We start from the raw sequence: 19,784 nt of genomic DNA, 5'->3' as shown, positions 1-19,784 counted from the left end.
CGATTTCACGGGCATGTTGTTCTTGTAGGAAACGATACCGGAACAGTTTAGAAGTGTACGGGGACAGTTGCCAGATTACTCGACCGTACAGTGCAGTGACAGCCCAAACTGTGCGCGATTGTATGAACCACAAGGACAAAAAAACCCGGCGCTCCTGAGAGGCCGGGTTTTCCAGTGACGCAGTTCTTAACGAGCAGCGCCCAGCTGGCCCTTCTCGTCGGAGAACACGATTTCAACCCGACGGTTTTGCGCCCGGCCACGCTCGGTGGCGTTGACGTCCACCGGGAACTCGTCGCCATAGCCTTCAACCTGGATGCGCTTGTCATCAATCCCCAGGTCCACCAGCACGTCCGCTACCGCCTGTGCGCGGTCCCGGGACAGCTTGAGGTTTTCCTGCTTGCCACCGGTGCTGTCGGTATAGCCTTCGATGCGCACCACTCGCTTGGGATTGAGCTGCAGGAACTGCACGATCTTGAGCACGACCCGGTTAGCCGAGTTCTTCAATTCAGCCTCGCCGGTGTCGAACAGCACATCACCGAGGGTCATCACCAGGCCCCGATCGGTCTGGGTGGTGGTCATCTCCATGATCTGCTCTTCTAGCCATTTGCCCTGCTGCTGGACACTGAGCAACTTGGATTCGCGCAGGGCCAACTGCAGACGCTGGCGCTCCAGTTCGAGCTTCGCCGCACGCTCTTCGTTGAGCACCTGGTTACTGTGTTCCCGGGCGATTTCACTGTAGCGCTGGCTGAGGTAGGCGTAATGCAATACATCCTCACCGCTGCCCCAGTAACTGGACAGGCGATCGGCCCGAGCCAGCGACTCACCGGCGCGAATCACGTCCCTGGGTGCTGCGCGCAAGACGTTGGCGTCTTCCTTCACCTTCTGGAAATCAGTGCTGGCTTTTTCCAATGCCGCTTCACTGCGTTGACCCGCGCAGCCGTACAAGCTGGCCAGGCCCGCCAGGATCAAACCACCAAACACATGGGAGTGCTTCATTGGGCATCCTCCCTCAGTTGTTTGCGCAGGCGCTTGATGCGGGTGTCGAGCACGTTCAGTTGCTCCTGGCTCTTGAGGGTCAGCACCTTCGCTTCGGCCAGACGTGCGTCCAGCTCGGCCTGCTCGGCACGCATGCGCGCCTTCTTGTACGACGCGTCGGCCATGTTGGATTTGGCCCGGGCGAACTTGTCTTCGGCGAGTTTCAGTTCCGGCACTTCATCGGCAGTGGCACCCACCGCCCGGGCTTGCTCCAGTGCCTGTTCAGTCAGGCGGATCTGTTCATTCGGCGCCGGATCGGCTGCGCAGCCCGCCAGAGCCAGAACGGCCAGGGCAGCGAAAAGAGGTCGAATAGTCACTAATGTTCCCTACTGTTTTGGGGCACCGACAGGTGGCTGCAACTGTGTGTTCCAACGTTCGAGATTGCGCTGCAACACAGCCTCCGTCAGGCCGGACGCGGCCAATTCTGTCATCTTTTGCGCCAGCTGTCCGCGCAACCATGGGTCGTTGCAGGCAGAGTCATGGGAAACCGCGAGGAACAGCCCCGGCTTATCCACCGGTTGCGCAGCCGCTTGCAGATCATTCGCCATGCCCAGTGTCTGCGCCATTGCCAGGCCCGAATAGCGCCCGGCGAGGACATATTCCACCTCCCCCAGCAGCAATTTCTGAAAGGCCTGGGTCAGGTTGGAGGTGCGGACCAGGGTTAATTTCTGCTCGGCAAAGAGGCCAAATGCCTGGGTCATACGGGCCTTTTCCGACAAGGCACCGGGATGACCCTGTAGATCCTCGGGCCGATTGACGACCAGTGGAGAGTCCTTGCGGGTCCAGACCAGATAATCGTTTTCCAGCACGGGAGGATGAACGTAGTCCAGGAAATCAAGCCCGGTCGGCGTCAGCGGGGCATCGGCGAGCAGATCCATGCGCCCGCTGCGCACCTCGTCCAGAGCCTGGGCGCGCTTGCCGGCATAGAGCACGTCGACCTTGATGCCCAACTCTCCCGCCACCTGGGTCAGCAGGTCGGCACTGGCACCAATCAAGTGCTTGGGATCCTGAGGGTCTTGCCAGAGATAAGGCGGCGCATCCGGGCTGCCGGTGGCGATCAGCCGCTCGCACTTGCCGGCCGCGACAGACAGGCCCGGCACCCCCGCCAGCGCCCACAGCAACGACCAGCCTGCCCAATGGCGAAGATCCATGGCGTTACGCTCCCCTTGAAAATGCAGACAATAAAAAGCCCGGCCAGGACCGTATTGCGCTCATTCAAGGATTCAGATCCACCTTAAATGAACAGCACTACGGTCAAAGCCGGGCTCTTTATAAGTGAAGAGGCCGGATTAGACCAGCTTCTCCAACTCAGGGACCGCTTCGAACAGATCCGCCACCAGGCCGTAATCGGCCACCTGGAAGATCGGTGCTTCTTCGTCCTTGTTGATCGCAACGATCACCTTGGAGTCCTTCATACCCGCCAAGTGCTGGATCGCGCCGGAGATACCGACGGCGATGTACAGCTGTGGCGCAACGATCTTGCCGGTCTGGCCGACCTGCATGTCGTTGGGTACGAAACCTGCGTCGACCGCTGCGCGGGAAGCGCCGACGGCGGCGCCCAGCTTGTCGGCCAGGGCGTACAGGTGCTTGAAGTTGTCACCGTTCTGCATGCCGCGGCCGCCGGAAACGACGATCTTGGCAGCAGTCAGTTCAGGACGATCGGACTTGGCCAGTTCTTCGTTGACGAAGCTGGAAATGCCGGCGTCGTGGGCAGCGCCTACGGCTTCGACGGCGGCCGAGCCACCTTCGGCCGCAACCGGGTCGAAACCGGTGGCGCGCACGGTGATGACCTTGACCGAAGCGCTCGACTGCACGGTGGCAATGGCGTTACCGGCATAGATCGGACGCTGGAAGGTGTCGGCACTTTCCACCGAGATGATCTCGGAGATCTGGTCGACATCCAGGGCAGCGGCAACGCGCGGCAGGATGTTCTTGCCGTTGGACGTGGCGGCGGCCAGGATGTGGCTGTAGCCCTTGCCCAGCTCGGCGACCAGTGGCGCAACGTTTTCCGGCAACTGGTGCGCATAGGCGGCGTTGTCGGCCGACAGCACTTTTGCCACGCCGGCGATTTTCGCGGCGGCTTCAGCCACGGCGCCAGCGCCCTGGCCTGCAACCAGAACGTGGATATCGCCGCCAATTTTGGCAGCGGCAGCAACGGTGTTCAGCGTGGCCGGAGCCAGCGCCTTGTTGTCGTGTTCGGCGATTACCAAGATAGTCATGTTCAGATTACCTTCGCTTCGTTTTTCAGTTTCTCGACCAGTTCAGCCACCGACTTGACCTTGATGCCCGCGCTGCGTGCAGCCGGCGCTTCGACTTTCAGGGTCTTGTTGGTGGAGGCGGTGGAAACGCCCAAAGCGTCAGGAGTCAGCACTTCAAGCGGCTTCTTCTTGGCTTTCATGATGTTTGGCAGAGACGCATAGCGCGGCTCGTTCAAACGCAGGTCGGTGGTGACGATGGCCGGCAGTTTCAGGGAAACGGTCTGCGCGCCGCCGTCGATTTCCCGGGTCACGGCAACGCTGTCGCCGGACACTTCGACTTTCGACGCGAAGGTGCCCTGACCGTAGCCGCTCAATGCGGCAAGCATCTGGCCGGTCTGGTTGTTGTCGCTGTCGATGGCTTGTTTGCCAAGGATCACCAGCTGTGGCTGCTCCTTGTCGACAACGGCCTTGAGCAGCTTGGCCACGGCCAGGGAAGTCAGCTCTTCGGCGGATTCGACGAGAATGGCGCGATCGGCACCCAGCGCCAGCGCAGTGCGCAGTTGCTCCTGGGCGGTGGTCGGGCCGATAGAGACGACGACGATCTCAGTCGCCACGCCTTTTTCTTTCAGGCGTACGGCTTCTTCCACGGCGATTTCGCAGAAAGGGTTCATCGACATCTTGACGTTGGCGAGGTCGACGCCGGAGTTGTCCGCCTTGACGCGAACCTTGACGTTATAGTCGACCACTCGTTTGACAGCTACAAGAACCTTCATGGATTCCTCGTTACTCTCCGGTGAAAAGAAAGTCGCCTAGGCGAACCTGGCGGTTGATGCTCATGGGCGCAAGGGCACCTCTAAAAACGCCGGCATGAACCACACATGACCTTGCTCACGGGAGTGAAGACCATTCGTCGAGGGTGACCGATGAGTCATTCAATATCGCGGCGTGTAAACTGCGCGTCCGAACACGCAATATGTCACTTTGTGCTGCCTTCGCCCTGTCTTTAGAGGTGCTCTTGAAACCAACAGTCAGCCTACGGCGAGCGCAAAACCGCCCGTATCTTGACCGGAACGCCTATTCCGGTCAATACGGCAAAATGGCCAGTCATAAGCCGCACGTCGGTGATTTATCTGGGCTGCGGCTATTTCAAACAAACGTTTGTATTGGACCCTGAGAGTGGTGTAGATATAATGCGCCGCCAAGAGAGAACCGCGAGTCATCCATTGTCGCTTTTATCGTTTTCCCAAAGGAAACAATGGATGCAACGCCCAACCTCCAATTAGAAAAACCGTGAGCCTTGAGAGTAGGAGATAGCCTGTGGAACGCGAATACATGGAATTCGACGTCGTCATCGTCGGTGCCGGCCCCGCTGGCCTGTCTGCCGCCTGCCGCCTGAAGCAGAAGGCCGCCGAAGCCGGTAAGGAAATCAGCGTCTGCGTGGTGGAAAAAGGCTCCGAAGTGGGTGCGCACATCCTTTCCGGCGCGGTGTTCGAACCCCGCGCCCTGAATGAACTGTTCCCGGACTGGAAAGAACTCGGCGCCCCGCTGAACACGCCAGTCAAGCGCGATGACATTTATGTCCTGAGAAACGCCGAGACTGCGAACAAAATCCCTGACTTCTTCGTGCCCAAGACCATGCACAACGAAGGCAACTATATTATTTCCCTCGGCAATCTTTGCCGCTGGCTGGCCCAGCAGGCCGAGAACCTGGGCGTGGAAATCTATCCGGGCTTCGCCGCCCAGGAAGCGCTGTTCGACGAAAACGGCGTGGTTCGCGGGATCATCACCGGCGATCTGGGTGTCGACCGTGAAGGCCACCCGAAAGAAGGCCTTTACACACCGGGCATGGAACTGCGCGGCAAGTACACGCTGTTCGCCGAAGGCTGCCGTGGCCATATCGGCAAGCAACTGATCAAGCGCTTCAACCTGGACAGCGACGCCGACGCCCAGCACTACGGCATCGGCTTGAAGGAAATCTGGGAAATCGACCCGGCCAAACATCAGCCTGGCCTGGTGGTGCACACCGCCGGCTGGCCGCTGGATATCATGGGCACCGAGAACACCGGTGGTTCCTTCCTCTACCACCTGGAAAACAACCAGGTGGTGGTAGGTCTGATCGTCGACCTGTCCTACAGCAACACCTACCTGTCGCCATTCGACGAGTTCCAGCGCCTCAAGCATCACCCGGTGCTCAAGCAGTACCTGGAAGGCGGCAAGCGCGTCAGCTATGGCGCCCGAGCCATCTGCAAGGGCGGCTTGAACTCGCTGCCGAAAATGGTCTTCAAGGGCGGCGCGCTGATCGGTTGCGACCTCGGTACGCTGAACTTCGCCAAGATCAAGGGCAGCCACACTGCCATGAAATCCGGCATGCTCGCCGCCGATGCCGTGGCCGATCGCCTGTTCGCCGAATCCGAAGGCGGTGATGAACTGACCGCTTACGTTGACAGCTTCAAGAACAGCTGGCTGTACGAAGAGCTGTTCGCCAGCCGCAATTTCGGCGCAGCGATCCATAAATACGGCGCAATCGTCGGTGGCGGCTTCAACTGGCTCGACCAGAACATCTTCGGCGGCAAGCTGCCGTTCACCCTGCACGACAACAAGCCCGACTACGCTTGCCTGAAGCTGGCGGCCGATTGCAAGAAGATCGACTACCCGAAACCGGACGGCAAGATCAGCTTCGACAAACTCAGCTCGGTGTTCATCTCCGGAACCAACCATGAAGAAGAACAACCCTGCCACCTGAAGCTGACCGACCCGAGCATCCCGATCAGCAAGAACCTGCCGCTGTACGACGAACCGGCCCAACGTTACTGCCCGGCCGGTGTGTATGAGGTGGTGACCAAGGAAGACGGCGAGAAGCGCTTCCAGATCAACGCCCAGAACTGCGTGCACTGCAAGACCTGCGACATCAAGGATCCCGCCCAGAACATCACCTGGGTCTCGCCGGAAGGCGCCGGCGGGCCGACTTACCCGAACATGTAAGCCGATTCGCTGAACATCAAGGCTCCCGCAATGGGGGCCTTTTTGTTGCCTGCGATTAATGGAGCGCCGATACCCTGTGGGAGCGAGCCTGCTCGCGATAGCGGTTCACCTGTCGCATTTTTACTGGCTGACACACCGCTATCGCGAGCAGGCTCGCTCCGACAGGGATCTGCTGCGGTTCAGGCGGCGCGTTCCTCTCCAGGATTGCGCTCGAAGTAACGCTTGTACTCCCGGCTGAACTGCGACGAGCTCTGGTAGCCGACCTGATGTGCGACCTGGGCCACGCCCATGCCCTCGCTGAGCAACAACCGCTGCGCCTTGAGCAGGCGCAATCGCTTGAGGTACTGCACCGGCGACAGCAAGGTGCTGCGCTTGAAATGTTCATGAAAAGTCGAGGCGCTCATGTTCGCGCAGTTGGCCAGCGTCTCGACGTTCAGCGGCTCGGTGAAGTGCGCGTGCAAATGGCTCAATGCGGCAGCGATCCGGGCGAACTGCCCTTGCTGCTCCACCAACGCCCGCAACACATCGGCCTGGGGCCCGCGCAACGCCGCGAAGAGCAACTCCCGCAACCGCGCCTGGCCCATGACCTGGCATTCCAGTGGGTCGTGCAAGCATTGCAACAGACGCTCGACGCATCCGCGCATGGCGCCATCGAGCACGGCGCTGGTCATGGACTCCGGCGTCTGGGCCGCGAGGCTTCGCCCCGGCATCAACCCCATGGCCAACACCAGCTCGCCCAACAGCGCTCGATCGATCGCAACGGAAATCCCGAGCAGCGGAGCATCGGGCATGGCGTAGGTTTCGCACTCGAACGGCACCGGCAGCGCCTGGATCAGGTAGTGCCCGGCGCCGTATTCCAGCGTGCGCGGTCCCAGGTAAGCCAGTTTGCTGCCCTGGGCGATGATCACCAGGCTCGGCTCGTAGAGCTGCGGGCCACGGGCGATGTCTTGGCTGCATCGCAGCACTTGCACGCCAGGCAACTGTGTAGGGATAAAGCCGTCACGGGTCGCCAGGGGTTCGATCAGCGAAACCAGCGCCGCGTTGGCATCGAGATAGCGGGTCAGCAACATGGGAAAACTTCACGGAAAAAGGGATGGGAACATCATCGCAGGTCTGGCGCTCCATAGGATCAATCTACGGCCAAGGTCGGAGGATTAGGCATGACACCCGTAGGAATCGCCATCGCGGGATGCCGCCATGGCTCCCAGAATAGATCGCCTGACTGTTCATTGCTTAGCGAGGTTCACTATGTACACTGCCATCGGATACGCCGCTCAATCGCCCACCGCGCCCCTCGCCCCCATGAAGTTCGAGCGGCGCAGCCCGCAGGCCGACGACGTGGCAATCGACATCCTCTACTGTGGCGTCTGCCACTCCGATATCCACCAGGCTCGCAACGAATGGGGCATCGCTGTCTACCCGCTGATGCCCGGCCACGAGATCGTAGGCAAGGTGACCGCCGTCGGTGCAAATGTCACCCGCTATAAGATCGGCGACTTGGTGGGTGTCGGCTGCATGGTCGACTCCTGCCGCGAGTGCGAAGCCTGCCATGCTGACCTGGAGCAATACTGCTACCAGGGCATGACCCAGACCTATGCCAGCCCGGACCGTATCAGCGGCGGCCATACCATGGGGGGCTACTCCGACAGCATCGTGGTCAACGAGCATTTCGTGTTGCGTATCCCCGCCGCACTCGACCCGGCCAGCGCTGCACCGATTCTCTGCGCCGGCATCACCACCTACTCCCCCCTCAAGCACTATGGCGTGAAGGCCGGCGACAGGGTCGGCGTGCTCGGCATGGGTGGTCTCGGCCACATGGGCATCAAGTTCGCCAAGGCCATGGGTGCCGAAGTGACGTTGTTCACCCGCTCGGCGAGCAAGGCGGAAGAAGCCCGTCGCCAGGGTGCCGATCATGTGATCGTGTCCACCGACGCCGAGCAGATGGCCGCTGCCGCCGGACGCTTCCACTTCCTGTTGGACACGATTCCGGTACAGCACGACCTCAATCCTTACCTGGGGACATTGCGTTTCGACGGCGTACACATCCTGGTGGGCCTGGTCGAACCGATCGACCCGCCGGTCCATGCCGCCAACTTGATCATGGGTCGTCGCGTATTGGCCGGCTCGTTGATCGGTGGCATTGCCGAGACCCAGGAGGTGCTGGATTTCTGCGCCGAGCACAACATCAGCTGCGACGTTGAAATGCTCGACATCCGTCAGATCAACGAGGCCTACAGCCGCATGATCGCCGGAGACGTGAAATACCGCTTTGTCATCGACATGGCGACGCTCAAGGCCTGACGCAGTGGCCTGTATGGTTAATTCGGGCACTCGAAGTTGAGTGCATGAATTAGCCACACAGGCCACTCATCAGACCTTGGCACCCAGCTCCGCCGACAGCCGGGCCGTGACCCCTTTGACCAGGGGAATCAGCTCGGCCATTTTTTCCAACGGCATATACGGTACGGTGCTGGCGATGCTGATACCGGCGACAATCCGCTTGCCAGCGTCCCGGATCGGCGCCGCCACGCAACGGATCGACGGTTCGTTGTCCTCCAGGTCGAAGGCATAGCCTCCCGCCACATACTCCACCATCCGCTGCTGGAACTGTTCCCAGGATTGCTCCTGGTGCTGCGGCCAGAATTGATTTTTCCCAGCGGCCGGCAGACTGATTTCGTACAACCGCCGCCAATTGTCCTCGGGATCATCGAGCATCAGCGCCTTGCCAATCCCCGTGCGCGCCAACGGCATGCGATGGCCCACCCGCGAACGCATTTCCGGGCCATTGCGCCCCGGATTCTTCAGCAGGTACAGAACCTCGTCCCCCTCGCGAATCGCCAGGTGAACGGTGTCGCCGGTCAACGCCGACAACTCATCCAGGTACGGTCCCGCCAGGCTCACCAGCGGCAGCTCTTCCCTGGCCTGGAAACCCAGTTCGATCAACTTCGGCCCCAACAGGTAACCCACCTGGGGCACCACGCGCAGGTAGCGCTCGTCCACCAGGCAACTGGCCAGGCGATGGGTGGTGCTGCGGGTCGTGCCGATCAGCCGGGCGATTTCCTTCAGATCACGGGCACCGCTGGCGACCGCCTGAACCACACCCAGGCCGCGCAGCAATGTCTGGGTGCCTGTAGGCGCTGCGTCCTTGGTGATTTTTGGATCGTCTTGCTGCATAGCCGGCCTTCAACAGTGAGCGGGGAACGGGCGGCATTATGGTCGCCCGCCCCGTCGGACTACAACTCGATGCGCTCGACCTTCCCGACCAGCAGGATGTAGGACAACGCGCCCACCAGCGCCAGCACGGCGATATAGGTAATGGCCGGGGCAAACGAATCGCCGCTGGCGAGGAAACCAATGACAATCGGCGTGGCAATGGCCGCCAGGTTGCCGATGAAGTTGAACACCCCACCCGTCAGCCCGAGCAGTCGCGCCGGCGCCAGGGTCGACACCAGCGACCAGGTGATCGACGCCAGGCCATTGCCGAAGAACGCCAACGCCAGAAACGCGATCACCAGCGGTGTCGACTCAACGAAGTTGGCGCCAATGATCGAGGTCGAGATCAACAACCCGCCAATGATCGGCAACTTGCGGGCGAACCCGACCGTGGCGCCGCGACGGATCAGCCAGTCGGAAAAGAAACCGGAACACAACACGCCGACAAACGCCGCAAGAAAGGGCAACGACGCCAGCAGGCCAGACTTGATGAAGTCCATGCCGCGATATTTCACCAGGTAGGTCGGGAACCATGTCAGGAAAAACCACAGCGTGGAGTTCAGGCAGAACTGGCCCAGGTAGATGCCCCACAGCTTGCGACGGGTCAGGACGATGCCCAGGTCGGTCCAGCTGAACTTCACCTTGGCCTTGGCCGTCTCGGCCTGGATGTCCACCAGGGCGCCGCCCTCGCGAATCAAGTCGATTTCTGCAGCGTTGGCGCCCTTGAAATCCCGCGGTTCGCGATACACCGCGTACCAGATCGCCGCCCAGATAATGCCCACCGCACCGGTCACCACGAACACCATGTGCCAGCCGAACGTGTGCTGCAGCCAGGCCAGCACCGGCGTCAGGAAAGCCAGGCCAACGAACTGTCCGGAGGTGTAGAACCCAATGGCCGTGGCCCGCTCGCGCTCGGGGAACCAGGTGGTGACCACGCGGCTGTTGATGGGATAGGCCGGCGCCTCCAGGGCCCCAACCGCCATGCGCAGCACGAACAGGGCGATGAAGCTGGCGGCGAAACCGAGCATCACCGTGGCCAGCGACCACAACAGCAATGCGACGCTGTACAGAATCCGCGGCGGCACGCGGTCCACCAGCCAGCCGCCGGGGATCTGCATGGCCGCGTAGGTCCAGCCGAACGCCGAGAAGATCAGCCCGACATGGATCGGATCGATGCCCAGCTCACTGGTCAGCGCGGGGGCGGCAATCGACAGGTTGCTGCGGTCCAGGTAGTTGATGACCACGGTGATGAACAGCAAAACCATGATGAAAAAACGCTTGCGGCTGGGCGTCACCGACGACGCCTGCGCGCTCAGGGTGTGCGCTTGCATGTGAGGTGCCTCTTTTTATATTTGTCGAATGTGGCAAAGGTGAAGGAAGCCCCTGTGGGAGCAAGGCTTGCCCGCGACGCAGACGATGCGTTTTGCAGTCGGACCGCGTCATCGTTCATCGCGGGCAAGCCTTGCTCCCACAGCATTCCATGGCTTGCACAGTGCGATCAGGCCTCAATCACCACTCGGCAAAACTGCCATCGGCATGGCGCCAGATCGGGTTGCGCCAGCGGTGGCCGACGGCGGCGCGTTCGATGACGTACTCCTCGTTGATCTCGATGCCCAGGCCCGGGCCGTTGGGGATCTTCACGAAGCCTTGGTCGTAGTCGAACACCCGCGCATCCTTGACGTAATCCAACAGGTCGTTGCTCTCGTTGTAGTGGATGCCCAGGCTCTGCTCCTGGATGAACGCGTTGTAGCAAGCCGCATCCAGTTGCAGGCACGCCGCCAGGGCGATCGGGCCCAGCGGGCAGTGCAGCGCCAGCGCCACGTCGTAGGCCTCGGCCATGTTGGCGATCTTGCGGGTTTCGGTGATGCCTCCGGCGTGGGACGCATCCGGCTGGATGATGTCCACGTAGCCTTCGCTGAGCACCCGCTTGAAATCCCAGCGGGAGAACAGCCGCTCACCCAGCGCAATCGGGGTGCTGGTCAGCGGCGCCAGTTCCTTGAGGGCTTCGTAGTTTTCGCTGAGCACCGGTTCTTCGATGAACATCAGTTTGTACGGGTCGAGTTCCTTCATCAGGACCTTGGCCATTGGCTTGTGGACCCGGCCGTGGAAGTCCACGCCGATGCCGACGTTCGGCCCCACCGCATCCCGCACCGCTGCCACATTGGCGAGGGCCAGGTCGACTTTTTCGAAAGTATCGAGAAACTGCAGCTCTTCAGTGCCGTTCATTTTCACTGCCGTGAAGCCCCGCCCTACGGCTTCTTTCGCTGCGCGAGCGGTGTCCGCCGGCCGGTCGCCGCCGATCCAGGAGTAGACACGAATCTTGTCGCGCACCTGACCGCCCAGCAGGTCACTGACCGATACGCCCAGGGCCTTGCCCTTGATGTCCCACAGCGCCTGGTCGATACCGGCCAGGGCGCTCATGTGCACAGCGCCACCGCGATAGAAGCCGCCGCGATACAGCACGGTCCAGATGTCTTCGATGTTGCGTGGGTCTTTGCCGATCAGGTAGTCGGACAATTCCTCGACGGCGGCCGCCACCGTATGGGCACGGCCCTCGACCACCGGCTCGCCCCAGCCCGTCACGCCCTCGTCGGTTTCGACCTTGAGGAAGCACCAGCGCGGCGGAACGATGAAGGTGGTCAGTTTGGTGATTTTCATCTTGTTGTCTCTCTTGTCAGATGCAGCGCACGGGCGCTGGAAAAGTCTTCAGTTCAAGGCATTCCACGCGGCCACGTAAGCCTTGGCGCGCACCGCGACTTCGTCAGCCGTCAGGCCTGGCTTGAACAGCCCGGAGCCCAGGCCGAACCCCTTGACGCCCGCTTCGAGGAACACCGCCATGTTGTCCGGCGTGATCCCACCCACCGGCACCAGCACGGTCCCGGCCGGCAACACCGCGAGCCAGGCCTTGACCACCGCCGGGCCCATTTGCTCGGCAGGAAACAGTTTCAACACATGGGCGCCTTCGGCCAGCGCGGCAAATGCCTCGGTCGGCGTGGCGACGCCGGGCGAGAGGTAGAGTCCCGCTGCTTTCGCCGCCCGCAACACCTTCGGATCGCTGTGGGGCATGACGATCACCTGGCCGCCGGCGGCTTTGACCTGCTCCACCTGCTCCGGCGTCAGCACGGTGCCGGCGCCGATCAGGCAGTCGGCGGGCAAGGTATCGCGCAGGATACGGATACTTTCGTACGGCTCTGGGGAATTGAGCGGTACCTCGATGACGCGAAATCCGGCGCTGTACAGGACTTCGCCGATGGCTGCCGCCTCTTCGGGACGCAGACCGCGCAGGATCGCGATCAGCCCGTTGTGCGCCAGTGCTTGTGTGAGCATGTCAGACCTCCAGTCAGGTTTAACGCGATGCGCTGGATTCGAGCAGCCCGGCCGCCACAGCCAGTTGCCACAAACCTCGTTCGGTGGCCTGTTCGGCCAGGGTCACCCGGGCAAAGCCGCAGGCGTCGAGGGCCCGTTGATAACGGGCGCAGAGTTGGGAATTGCCGATCAAGACCACCGCCGGCAAGTGCACGCTGTTGCGCCGATGGCGTTGTGCGGCGGCCAGTGCCGTCAGCTCGTGGCCAATCAACAAGCCAGAGAGATAGTCGGCTTGGGCGCTCGCGCCGAGTTCACCGGTCAGCCCCAGGCTGCGAGCGCTGAACACGGTGGACAGCGGGCCGACCTGTCCGTCCGTCGACAGCGCCACCTGCACACCCCGGTCGAAGGCCACGCCGTCGAACGCGGTACCGCGCTGTTGGGTTCGGCCGAGAATGCTGTGGTCGCTGAGCACGGCGAAGATTTCGCCGGTCATGAAGGTGTCGAAATGCACGATGCAGCCGTCGGCCACTTCCACCCATTTCGAGTGGCTGCCGGGCAAGCCGATCAGCACCGCTTCGTTCGGCAAGCTGTGCAAGGCGCCGAGTACCTGGGTTTCTTCGCCGCGCATCACATTGGGCAACCGCGAGCGCTGGATCACCCCTGGCACGATGTGCACATCGACACCGCGAAGGCTCCGAACGGTTTGTAGGGAATGTCCGAGATTGGCGACGTTCGCCGGTGTGTCGCAGTAAGGCGCTTCGCACCAACCCTGGGCGCTGCCGACCATGCCGCAGGCAATGACGGGCAGGTCCGGCTGCGCATCCAGCCAATCACCGCAGGCCTCGTCGAACGCCAGCTCGAAACCGTCGGTGCATTCCCGACCGGCCACGGTCCGCGGCCCGGAGGGCAACTGCATGATCCCCGACGACAGCGAGCGCTGTTCGAGCACCTCGCCTCCCGCGGCGAGTTTGTAAGCCCGTAGTGAGGTTGTCCCCCAATCGAGCGCGATCAATTGCGCCTGCATCCGCTTCACCTGTTCTGTTTTTTGGCAGTGAGTGGCACGGACTATAAACCTGGGCGGGACAAAATCTCAATATATAAATATCACTCCCATATATTGGGATTACCGCAAAACCATTTGAAACCATCGCCAACCACCCACGACCCTGCTACGTTTCCTGTCCGGATGCCTTAACTCTCAGGGACAACGACATGGCACAACTGCTGAAAATCCTCGGTCGCACTTCCTCGATCAACGTCAGGAAAGTGCTTTGGACTTGCCGGGAATTGGACATTCCCTACGAGCGCGAAGATTGGGGCATCGGCTTCAACTCAACCCACGATCCTGCGTTCCTGGCGCTTAACCCCAATGCCCAGGTACCGGTGATCATCGATGAGAACGGTGTGCTCTGGGAGTCGAATACCATCTGCCGTTATTTGGTGGGCAAGCATGGCGCCAGCGACCTGCTGCCGGTCGAGCCGGCGGCCAGGGCCCGGATCGAGCAGTGGATGGATTGGCAGGCGACGGAACTCAACCCGTCATGGGGTTACGCGTTTCACGCGCTGGTGCGCAAGAATCCGAGTATGCAGGACCCCCAATCCATCGCCGCCGGCATCAAAGGCTGGAACGAGAAGATGGGGTTGCTGGAGCAGCAGTTGAATCGCACCGGCGCTTACGTTGCCGGTGCGGATTTCTCCCTGGCAGACGTGCTCATCGGCCTGTCTGTGCACCGCTGGCGCCAGACGCCGATGGAACGGCCGGACTATCCGGCCGTGGCGGCGTATTGCAAGCGTCTGGAACAGCGGCCCGGATTTGCCGAATGGGCCTCCGCCGACCACGCCTGAGCCATTCAGTTGCCTTGGGCGAAATCCCGTAGCACCTTACCGTCCATCCGGTAGCGCACCCATTCTTCCTGGGGTTGCGCGCCGAGGGATTTGTAGAACTCGATCGCCGGCGTGTTCCAGTCCAGGACGCTCCATTCGAAACGACCGCAATCGTTGTCGCAGGCAACCTTGGCCAGATGACGCAACAACGTCTTGCCCGCCCCGCCACCACGCTGCTCGGGCGTGATGTACAGGTCTTCCAGATACAGGCAATTGCTGCCCAACCAGGTGGAGTAACTGAAGAAAAACACCGCGAAACCAATCGGCACGCCATCGCGCAAGCAGATCAGCCCGTGGGCGGTCGCGCCTTCGCTGAACAGGCTGCGCTCGATGTCGGCCACACTGGCGATGACTTCGTGACGGGCCTTCTCGTAGTCGGCCAGCTCGGTGATGAAGGCAAGGATTTGAGGCGCATCGCTGGGTTGCGCAGGACGGATCTCGATCGTCATGAACAGGCCTTGTAGCCAATGGAAAGCCTCATACTAAGCCGCTACGCAGCGCTCGTCACATGCCAATCCAAAATGATGATCCACCGGCAAAAGCGCCATTCGTCGCCCCCGAGGCACCAACGCCGATCCAGCGCGGCCCAAGATCAGGCAAGCATCTGAAAAATGGAGGCGACACCATGATCACTTCAAGGCTGACTGCGTTCACATTTGCCGCACTGCTGTCCTCGGTGGCCTTCGCGGCGTCCACCTCGGGCACCGGACCGACCGACCCGGTGGAGGCCCCCAACTCGCCTGCCACCCAGGGCATGCCCAAGTTGAACACCGACGGCACCGGCGCCGGCACCCTGAACAATGGCCAGCCACCCGCCACTGGCACCGATCCGCGTGTGCAGGGTAATGACATGGGCCGTCAGGGCGGCATGAACACACCGGACTCTACAGCGCCCGATAACGCCGGAACCGGCGTGGGCTCGAAAACCACCACCGGTGGTTCGGGCTCCGAAGGCGGCGCCAGCCAGTAGCCTCTGCTCACACACTTGAGGAGGAAATCCCATGCCTCGTGGAAGCAAAGACAAATACACCGCCGAGCAAAAGCGCAAGGCCGAACACATCGAAAAAAGCTACGAGAAGAAAGGCCTGTCCGAGGATACGGCCGAGGAACGCGCTTGGGCGACGGTGAACAAACAGTCCGGCGGCGGCGAGCGCTCCGGCGGTTCGGGGAAACATAAACCGGCCGCGGAAAAGAAAACCGACCGCAAGGAATCGGCCCGTCGTGCAGCCAAGACCCGGGAAGGCCATCCCCGTGGCAGCAAGGCTTCCCATGAAGCCCAGACGGTCGACAGCCTGATGAAGGAAGCCCGGGCGAAAAACATTCCCGGGCGTTCGAAAATGCGCAAGCAGGAGTTGATCGAGGCGTTGCGCAAGGCTGCTTGATTGGCGGCGTCAGGGCGGACGCCATCGCGAGCAGGCTCGCTCCCACAGGAAATCTGCGGCGTCTACGCGCTCCGCGACAGACACAAAATCCTGTGGGAGCCGGGCTTGCCCGCGATGGGACCCGCCCGGTCGAAGCAGGTTTCAGCGCTGTTTCATGCGGTCGATGACCACCGCGAGCAGCAGGATCGAGCCACGGATGACGTATTGGTAGAAGGTGTCGATGTTCTTCAGGTTCATCGCGTTTTCGATGATCGCCAGAATCAGCACGCCGGCAATCACGTGACGGATCATGCCGATACCACCGCTCAACGATACCCCGCCCAGCACGCAGGCCGAGATCACTGTCAGTTCGAAGCCCTGGCCGATCATCGGTTGGCCGGAGGTCATGCGCGAGGCCAGGATCACACCTGCCAACGCGCCGATCACGCCGTGCACGGCGAAGATGATGATCTTGGTGCGGTCGACGTTCACCCCTGCCAGCAATGCGGCTTCCTGATTACCACCGATGGCCATGGTGTTGCGCCCATAGGTGGTGTAGTTCAGCAACCAGCCGAAAAACAGGAAGCAGACGATGGTGATCAGGATCGGTACCGGCACGCCGAACAACTGGCCGTTGCCGTACACGAAGAACGATTCCTGGGACACGCCCACCGCCTTGCCATTGGCAAAGATATAGGCCAGGCCGCGAACGATCTGCATGGTCGCCAGCGTGGTGATCAAGGCATTGACCCGTAGCTTGGCAATGACGATGCCGTTGATCAGCCCCACGATCAGCCCCATCACCAGTGCCGCGCTGACACCCAGGAACACGCTGTTGGTATCGCGCATCACCACTGCCGCGACCACGCCGGCGCAGGCGATCACCGAGCCGACCGACAAGTCGAAGTGCCCGGATGCCAGGCAATACAACATGGTGCAGGCGGCAATGCCGGTGGTGGAAATCGCCAGCCCCAGACCTCGCATGTTCAGCGGCGACAGGAAGTTGTCGATCAACAGCGTGCAGAGCACGAAGATGCCGATGGCCGCCAGCAGCATGACCCAGTCGTCGAGGAACCGACGCATGTCCAGGGGTTTGCGTGCCGTTGGCAGTGCATTGTTTTGAATGGTCATGATTTACCTCTCAGTTCGCCGCGTCGGCAACGCGTTGGCGTGGCAGCGCCAGTTGCAGCAGGTTGGATTCGTTGGCCTCGGCACGCGGCAGCTCGCCGCGCATGGCCCCTTCGCACAGCACCAGGATCCGGTCGGAAATGCCCATCACTTCCATCAGGTCGCTGGATACCACAATCACCGCGATGCCCTCGGCCGCCAGGTTGTGGATGATCTGGTAGATCTCAGCCTTCGCACCGATATCGATGCCGCGGGTGGGCTCGTCCAGCAACAGGACTTTCATCGGCATCGACAGCCAGCGACCGAGGATCGCCTTCTGCTGGTTGCCGCCGGACAGGAACATGATTTTCTGCCCCGCCGTCGGCGTCTTCACTTTCAACGCCTTGATCTGCTTGTCGGCATTGCCCTTTTCCCAATCGCCGCGCAACAGGCAGCCGAGGGTGGAATGGGCACTGCGGGCGCTGATGTTGATGTTCTCGCCGACGCTGGCCAGGGGCATGATGCCTTCCTTCTTGCGGTCTTCCGGGCAGAGCAGTACGCCAGCGGCGATGGCATCCCGGGGCGAACGCAGTTTCAACGCCTCGCCGTGCAGGACCAGGCTCCCTTCGGTCTGGCGTTCCAGGCCGCTGAGCAATCGCAGCAATTCGGTGCGTCCAGCTCCCACCAGCCCGAACAAGCCGAGGATTTCACCTTTGTGCACCTGGAAACTCACCGGTTCACGCAGCCCTGGACCGAGCAGGCGGTCGACCTGCAGCGCCACTTCACCGCGCTCACGGGCGCGATAATCATAGATGTCCTGGATATCGCGCCCGACCATGCAGGTGACCAACTGATCGTGGGTCAACTCGCTCATATTGTCGAAGGTGCGCACGTAGCGGCCGTCCTTGAACACCGTCACCGCGTTACAGATGCGGAACACTTCTTCCATGCGGTGGCTCACATACAGCACCACTTTGCCCTCGTCCCGCAGGCGGGCGATGATCGCCATCAAGCGGTCGATTTCCCGTGCAGAAAGGCTGCTGGTGGGTTCATCGAAAGCAATCACATGGGCGCCCCGGGACAGGGCCTTGGCGATTTCCACCAGTTGGCGCTGACCGAGGGACAGACGCCCGACTTTTTCCTGGGGATCGATTTCGTCGGCCAGGCCCTTGAGCAGCGCCAACGCCTGCTGGCGCAACACGCCGCGATTGACCAGGCCGAAGCGGGCCGGCAGATGGCCCAGGAACAGGTTCTCGGCCACCGTCATTTCCGGCACCAGATGCAGCTCCTGGTGAATCACCGCTACGCCGCTGGCGATGCTGTCGGCCGTGCATTTGAAGGCCATCGTCTGCTCGCCGATCTGCAGCTCGCCGCTGCTCGGGATATAGGCCCCACCCAGAATCTTCAGCAACGTGGACTTGCCCGCGCCGTTTTCCCCCATCAAGGCATGAACCTGGCCTGGATGGGCAACAAAACTGATATTGGCCAACGCCTGCACGCCAGGAAAGGCCTTGCCGATTCCATTGAACCGCAAGCTGGCGCCGATGTTGTGTTGCTGTGTCGCTGTTTGCGCTTGCATAACCACCTCGAACTCACAGAGATCAAGCGGCCCCAAGACACCAGGGCCGCTTTTGAATCAACCGGCCGTCAATTCCACAGGCCGATCTTTTCCAGCTCCTGCTTGAAGTTCTCCCGAGTGATCAGCGTCACTTCGTCCATGGCGGTGTATTTCGGTGGCTCCTTGCCGGTGGTAACCCACTCGAACATCATCTCGGCAGTCTTGTAGCCTTCGATGTGCGGGCTAGGCAGCATCGAACCGAAGAAACCGCTGTGGGGCTTCTTCAGCTCGCCGATGGCGTCGGTGCCGTTGATGCCGATCCCGATCACGTTGTCTGCCTTGAACCCGGCGCTTTCAGTCGCGCGCACGCCACCCAGCACAGTGTTGTCGTTCATGCCGCCGATGATCAGGTTCTTCGCACCGCTGGGCAGTTTCACCAGCGCGGAGTTGGTGGAGTCCATACTCCCCGGTACGTCGAGGGTCTTAAGCGCAGTGGTGAGGATGTGATCGTCCGGCATACCGGCTTTCTTCAGGGCGTCAATCGAACCGTCGGTGCGTTTCTTGCCGGTGTCCAACTCGTTGAAGGTGTTGATCACCGCGTAGGTTTCTTTCCAGTCCCAACCACGTTTTTTGGCTTCAGCGGCCATGGCGGTGCCCTGCTTCTGGCCCACTTCGAACGCGGCCATGCCAAGGTACGGCACGTCTTCCATGAACTTGCCGTTGGCATCGACGAAACGGTCATCGACAGCGATGACTTTCATGTCGTTGAGTTTGGCCTTGGCCATGATGGCCGGGCCCAGGGACACGTCCGGCGGGCAGATCACGAAGCCCTTGGCGCCGTTGGCCGCGAGGCTGTCGATGGCCGAGAGGGTCTTCTCGCCATCGGGCACGGCAATCTTGATGACCTTGAAGCCCTTGTCCTTGCCCGCCTTCTCGGCGAACGCCCATTCGGTCTGGAACCAAGGCTCCTCGGCCTGCTTGACCAGAAAACCGATCTTCACTTCTTCAGCCGCCAGCAAGCTACTGCTGAGACCAACCGCGGCAACTGCCAGGGCAACGCGGCACAGGGAACGGATCCCACGACGATGATTCATAGTTGACTCCTTGTTTTTTTTATTGAAAGCCAAACGTCCAGGGTCT

General features: G+C 61.3%; 20 protein-coding genes. 5 read left to right on the top strand and 15 right to left on the bottom strand.

The annotated features are described in order from the left end of the window. Positions 1-186: 186 nt before the first annotated feature. The 5 genes from CGA22_RS21285 to CGA22_RS21265 form a co-directional block, all read right to left on the bottom strand. Entirely contained in the window at positions 187-996 is an 810-nt protein-coding gene (locus tag CGA22_RS21285; RefSeq protein ID WP_041021837.1) for an OmpA family protein, read from the bottom strand. Continuing rightward, positions 993-1,352, bottom strand: coding sequence for a DUF4398 domain-containing protein (locus CGA22_RS21280; RefSeq protein ID WP_041021838.1), 360 nt, complete (start codon positions 1,350-1,352; stop codon positions 993-995). Before CGA22_RS21280 ends, CGA22_RS21285 begins: the two co-directional genes overlap by 4 nt. 9 nt (positions 1,353-1,361) lie before the next feature. After that, positions 1,362-2,186 (bottom strand): substrate-binding periplasmic protein, encoded by an 825-nt coding sequence (locus CGA22_RS21275; RefSeq protein WP_041021839.1) that lies wholly within the window; start codon positions 2,184-2,186, stop codon positions 1,362-1,364. A 138-nt stretch (positions 2,187-2,324) separates the two neighbouring features. Then, positions 2,325-3,254 carry an electron transfer flavoprotein subunit alpha/FixB family protein gene (locus CGA22_RS21270; protein ID WP_041021840.1) on the bottom strand — a complete coding sequence of 310 codons (930 nt, stop codon included), beginning with the start codon at positions 3,252-3,254 and terminating at the stop codon, positions 2,325-2,327. Positions 3,255-3,256: 2 nt separating this feature from the next. Then, positions 3,257-4,006: an electron transfer flavoprotein subunit beta/FixA family protein gene (locus CGA22_RS21265; protein ID WP_024776877.1), complete on the bottom strand. Its 750-nt coding sequence runs from the start codon at positions 4,004-4,006 to the stop codon at positions 3,257-3,259. A 544-nt stretch (positions 4,007-4,550) separates the two neighbouring features. On the opposite strand from CGA22_RS21265, the gene CGA22_RS21260 reads away from it, so the two are divergent. Then, positions 4,551-6,215, top strand: a complete 1,665-nt coding sequence (locus tag CGA22_RS21260; RefSeq protein ID WP_041021841.1) for an electron transfer flavoprotein-ubiquinone oxidoreductase — start codon at positions 4,551-4,553, stop codon at positions 6,213-6,215. 179 nt (positions 6,216-6,394) lie between these two features. Here the strand turns inward: CGA22_RS21260 and CGA22_RS21255 are convergent, their stop codons facing one another. After that, positions 6,395-7,285 (bottom strand): AraC family transcriptional regulator, encoded by an 891-nt coding sequence (locus CGA22_RS21255; protein ID WP_041023884.1) that lies wholly within the window; start codon positions 7,283-7,285, stop codon positions 6,395-6,397. A gap of 178 nt (positions 7,286-7,463) precedes the next feature. On the opposite strand from CGA22_RS21255, the gene CGA22_RS21250 reads away from it, so the two are divergent. Then, on the top strand, positions 7,464-8,516 hold the full coding sequence (locus CGA22_RS21250) for an NAD(P)-dependent alcohol dehydrogenase (protein WP_041023885.1): 1,053 nt from the start codon (positions 7,464-7,466) through the stop codon (positions 8,514-8,516). A gap of 69 nt (positions 8,517-8,585) precedes the next feature. On the opposite strand, the gene CGA22_RS21245 is transcribed toward CGA22_RS21250, so the two are convergent. From CGA22_RS21245 to CGA22_RS21225, 5 genes are all read right to left on the bottom strand, one after another. Beyond that, positions 8,586-9,389 carry an IclR family transcriptional regulator gene (locus CGA22_RS21245; RefSeq protein WP_041023886.1) on the bottom strand — a complete coding sequence of 268 codons (804 nt, stop codon included), beginning with the start codon at positions 9,387-9,389 and terminating at the stop codon, positions 8,586-8,588. A 59-nt stretch (positions 9,390-9,448) separates the two neighbouring features. Further along, on the bottom strand, positions 9,449-10,759 hold the full coding sequence (locus tag CGA22_RS21240; RefSeq protein ID WP_188258696.1) for an MFS transporter: 1,311 nt from the start codon (positions 10,757-10,759) through the stop codon (positions 9,449-9,451). Positions 10,760-10,937: 178 nt separating this feature from the next. Next, on the bottom strand, positions 10,938-12,086 hold the full coding sequence (dgoD, locus tag CGA22_RS21235) for a galactonate dehydratase (protein ID WP_041020447.1): 1,149 nt from the start codon (positions 12,084-12,086) through the stop codon (positions 10,938-10,940). A gap of 48 nt (positions 12,087-12,134) precedes the next feature. Beyond that, positions 12,135-12,755 (bottom strand): 2-dehydro-3-deoxy-6-phosphogalactonate aldolase, encoded by a 621-nt coding sequence (locus CGA22_RS21230; RefSeq protein ID WP_041020448.1) that lies wholly within the window; start codon positions 12,753-12,755, stop codon positions 12,135-12,137. Positions 12,756-12,774: 19 nt separating this feature from the next. Then, positions 12,775-13,758 carry a 2-dehydro-3-deoxygalactonokinase gene (locus CGA22_RS21225; protein WP_041020449.1) on the bottom strand — a complete coding sequence of 328 codons (984 nt, stop codon included), beginning with the start codon at positions 13,756-13,758 and terminating at the stop codon, positions 12,775-12,777. A gap of 188 nt (positions 13,759-13,946) precedes the next feature. Between CGA22_RS21225 and CGA22_RS21220 the strand changes: the two genes are divergently transcribed. After that, the gene (locus CGA22_RS21220) at positions 13,947-14,579 is read left to right on the top strand and encodes a glutathione S-transferase family protein (protein ID WP_041020450.1); all 633 of its coding nucleotides are present in this window, start codon (positions 13,947-13,949) and stop codon (positions 14,577-14,579) included. Positions 14,580-14,584: 5 nt separating this feature from the next. Here CGA22_RS21220 and CGA22_RS21215 read toward each other — a convergent pair whose 3' ends face one another. Then, positions 14,585-15,067 carry a GNAT family N-acetyltransferase gene (locus tag CGA22_RS21215; protein ID WP_041020451.1) on the bottom strand — a complete coding sequence of 161 codons (483 nt, stop codon included), beginning with the start codon at positions 15,065-15,067 and terminating at the stop codon, positions 14,585-14,587. Between the two features lie 176 nt (positions 15,068-15,243). Here CGA22_RS21215 and CGA22_RS21210 point away from each other — a divergent pair, with 176 nt between their 5' ends. After that, on the top strand, positions 15,244-15,588 hold the full coding sequence (locus tag CGA22_RS21210) for a hypothetical protein (RefSeq protein WP_041020452.1): 345 nt from the start codon (positions 15,244-15,246) through the stop codon (positions 15,586-15,588). Positions 15,589-15,619: 31 nt separating this feature from the next. Then, positions 15,620-16,000, top strand: coding sequence for a Rho termination factor N-terminal domain-containing protein (locus CGA22_RS21205; protein ID WP_041020453.1), 381 nt, complete (start codon positions 15,620-15,622; stop codon positions 15,998-16,000). A 141-nt stretch (positions 16,001-16,141) separates the two neighbouring features. Here CGA22_RS21205 and araH read toward each other — a convergent pair whose 3' ends face one another. From araH to CGA22_RS21190, 3 genes are all read right to left on the bottom strand, one after another. Continuing rightward, positions 16,142-17,110, bottom strand: a complete 969-nt coding sequence (gene araH / locus CGA22_RS21200; RefSeq protein WP_041020454.1) for an L-arabinose ABC transporter permease AraH — start codon at positions 17,108-17,110, stop codon at positions 16,142-16,144. 10 nt (positions 17,111-17,120) lie between these two features. Then, positions 17,121-18,665, bottom strand: a complete 1,545-nt coding sequence (gene araG / locus CGA22_RS21195) for an L-arabinose ABC transporter ATP-binding protein AraG (RefSeq protein WP_041020455.1) — start codon at positions 18,663-18,665, stop codon at positions 17,121-17,123. A 68-nt stretch (positions 18,666-18,733) separates the two neighbouring features. Continuing rightward, on the bottom strand, positions 18,734-19,738 hold the full coding sequence (locus CGA22_RS21190; RefSeq protein WP_041020456.1) for a substrate-binding domain-containing protein: 1,005 nt from the start codon (positions 19,736-19,738) through the stop codon (positions 18,734-18,736). Positions 19,739-19,784: the final 46 nt, after the last annotated feature.

Origin of the sequence: Pseudomonas sp. PSB18 (assembly GCF_014596565.1) — a bacterium.
GTDB lineage: Bacteria > Pseudomonadota > Gammaproteobacteria > Pseudomonadales > Pseudomonadaceae > Aquipseudomonas.
Note: the sequence above shows the minus strand (reverse complement) of the source record. Positions and strands in the feature narration are given on the sequence as shown.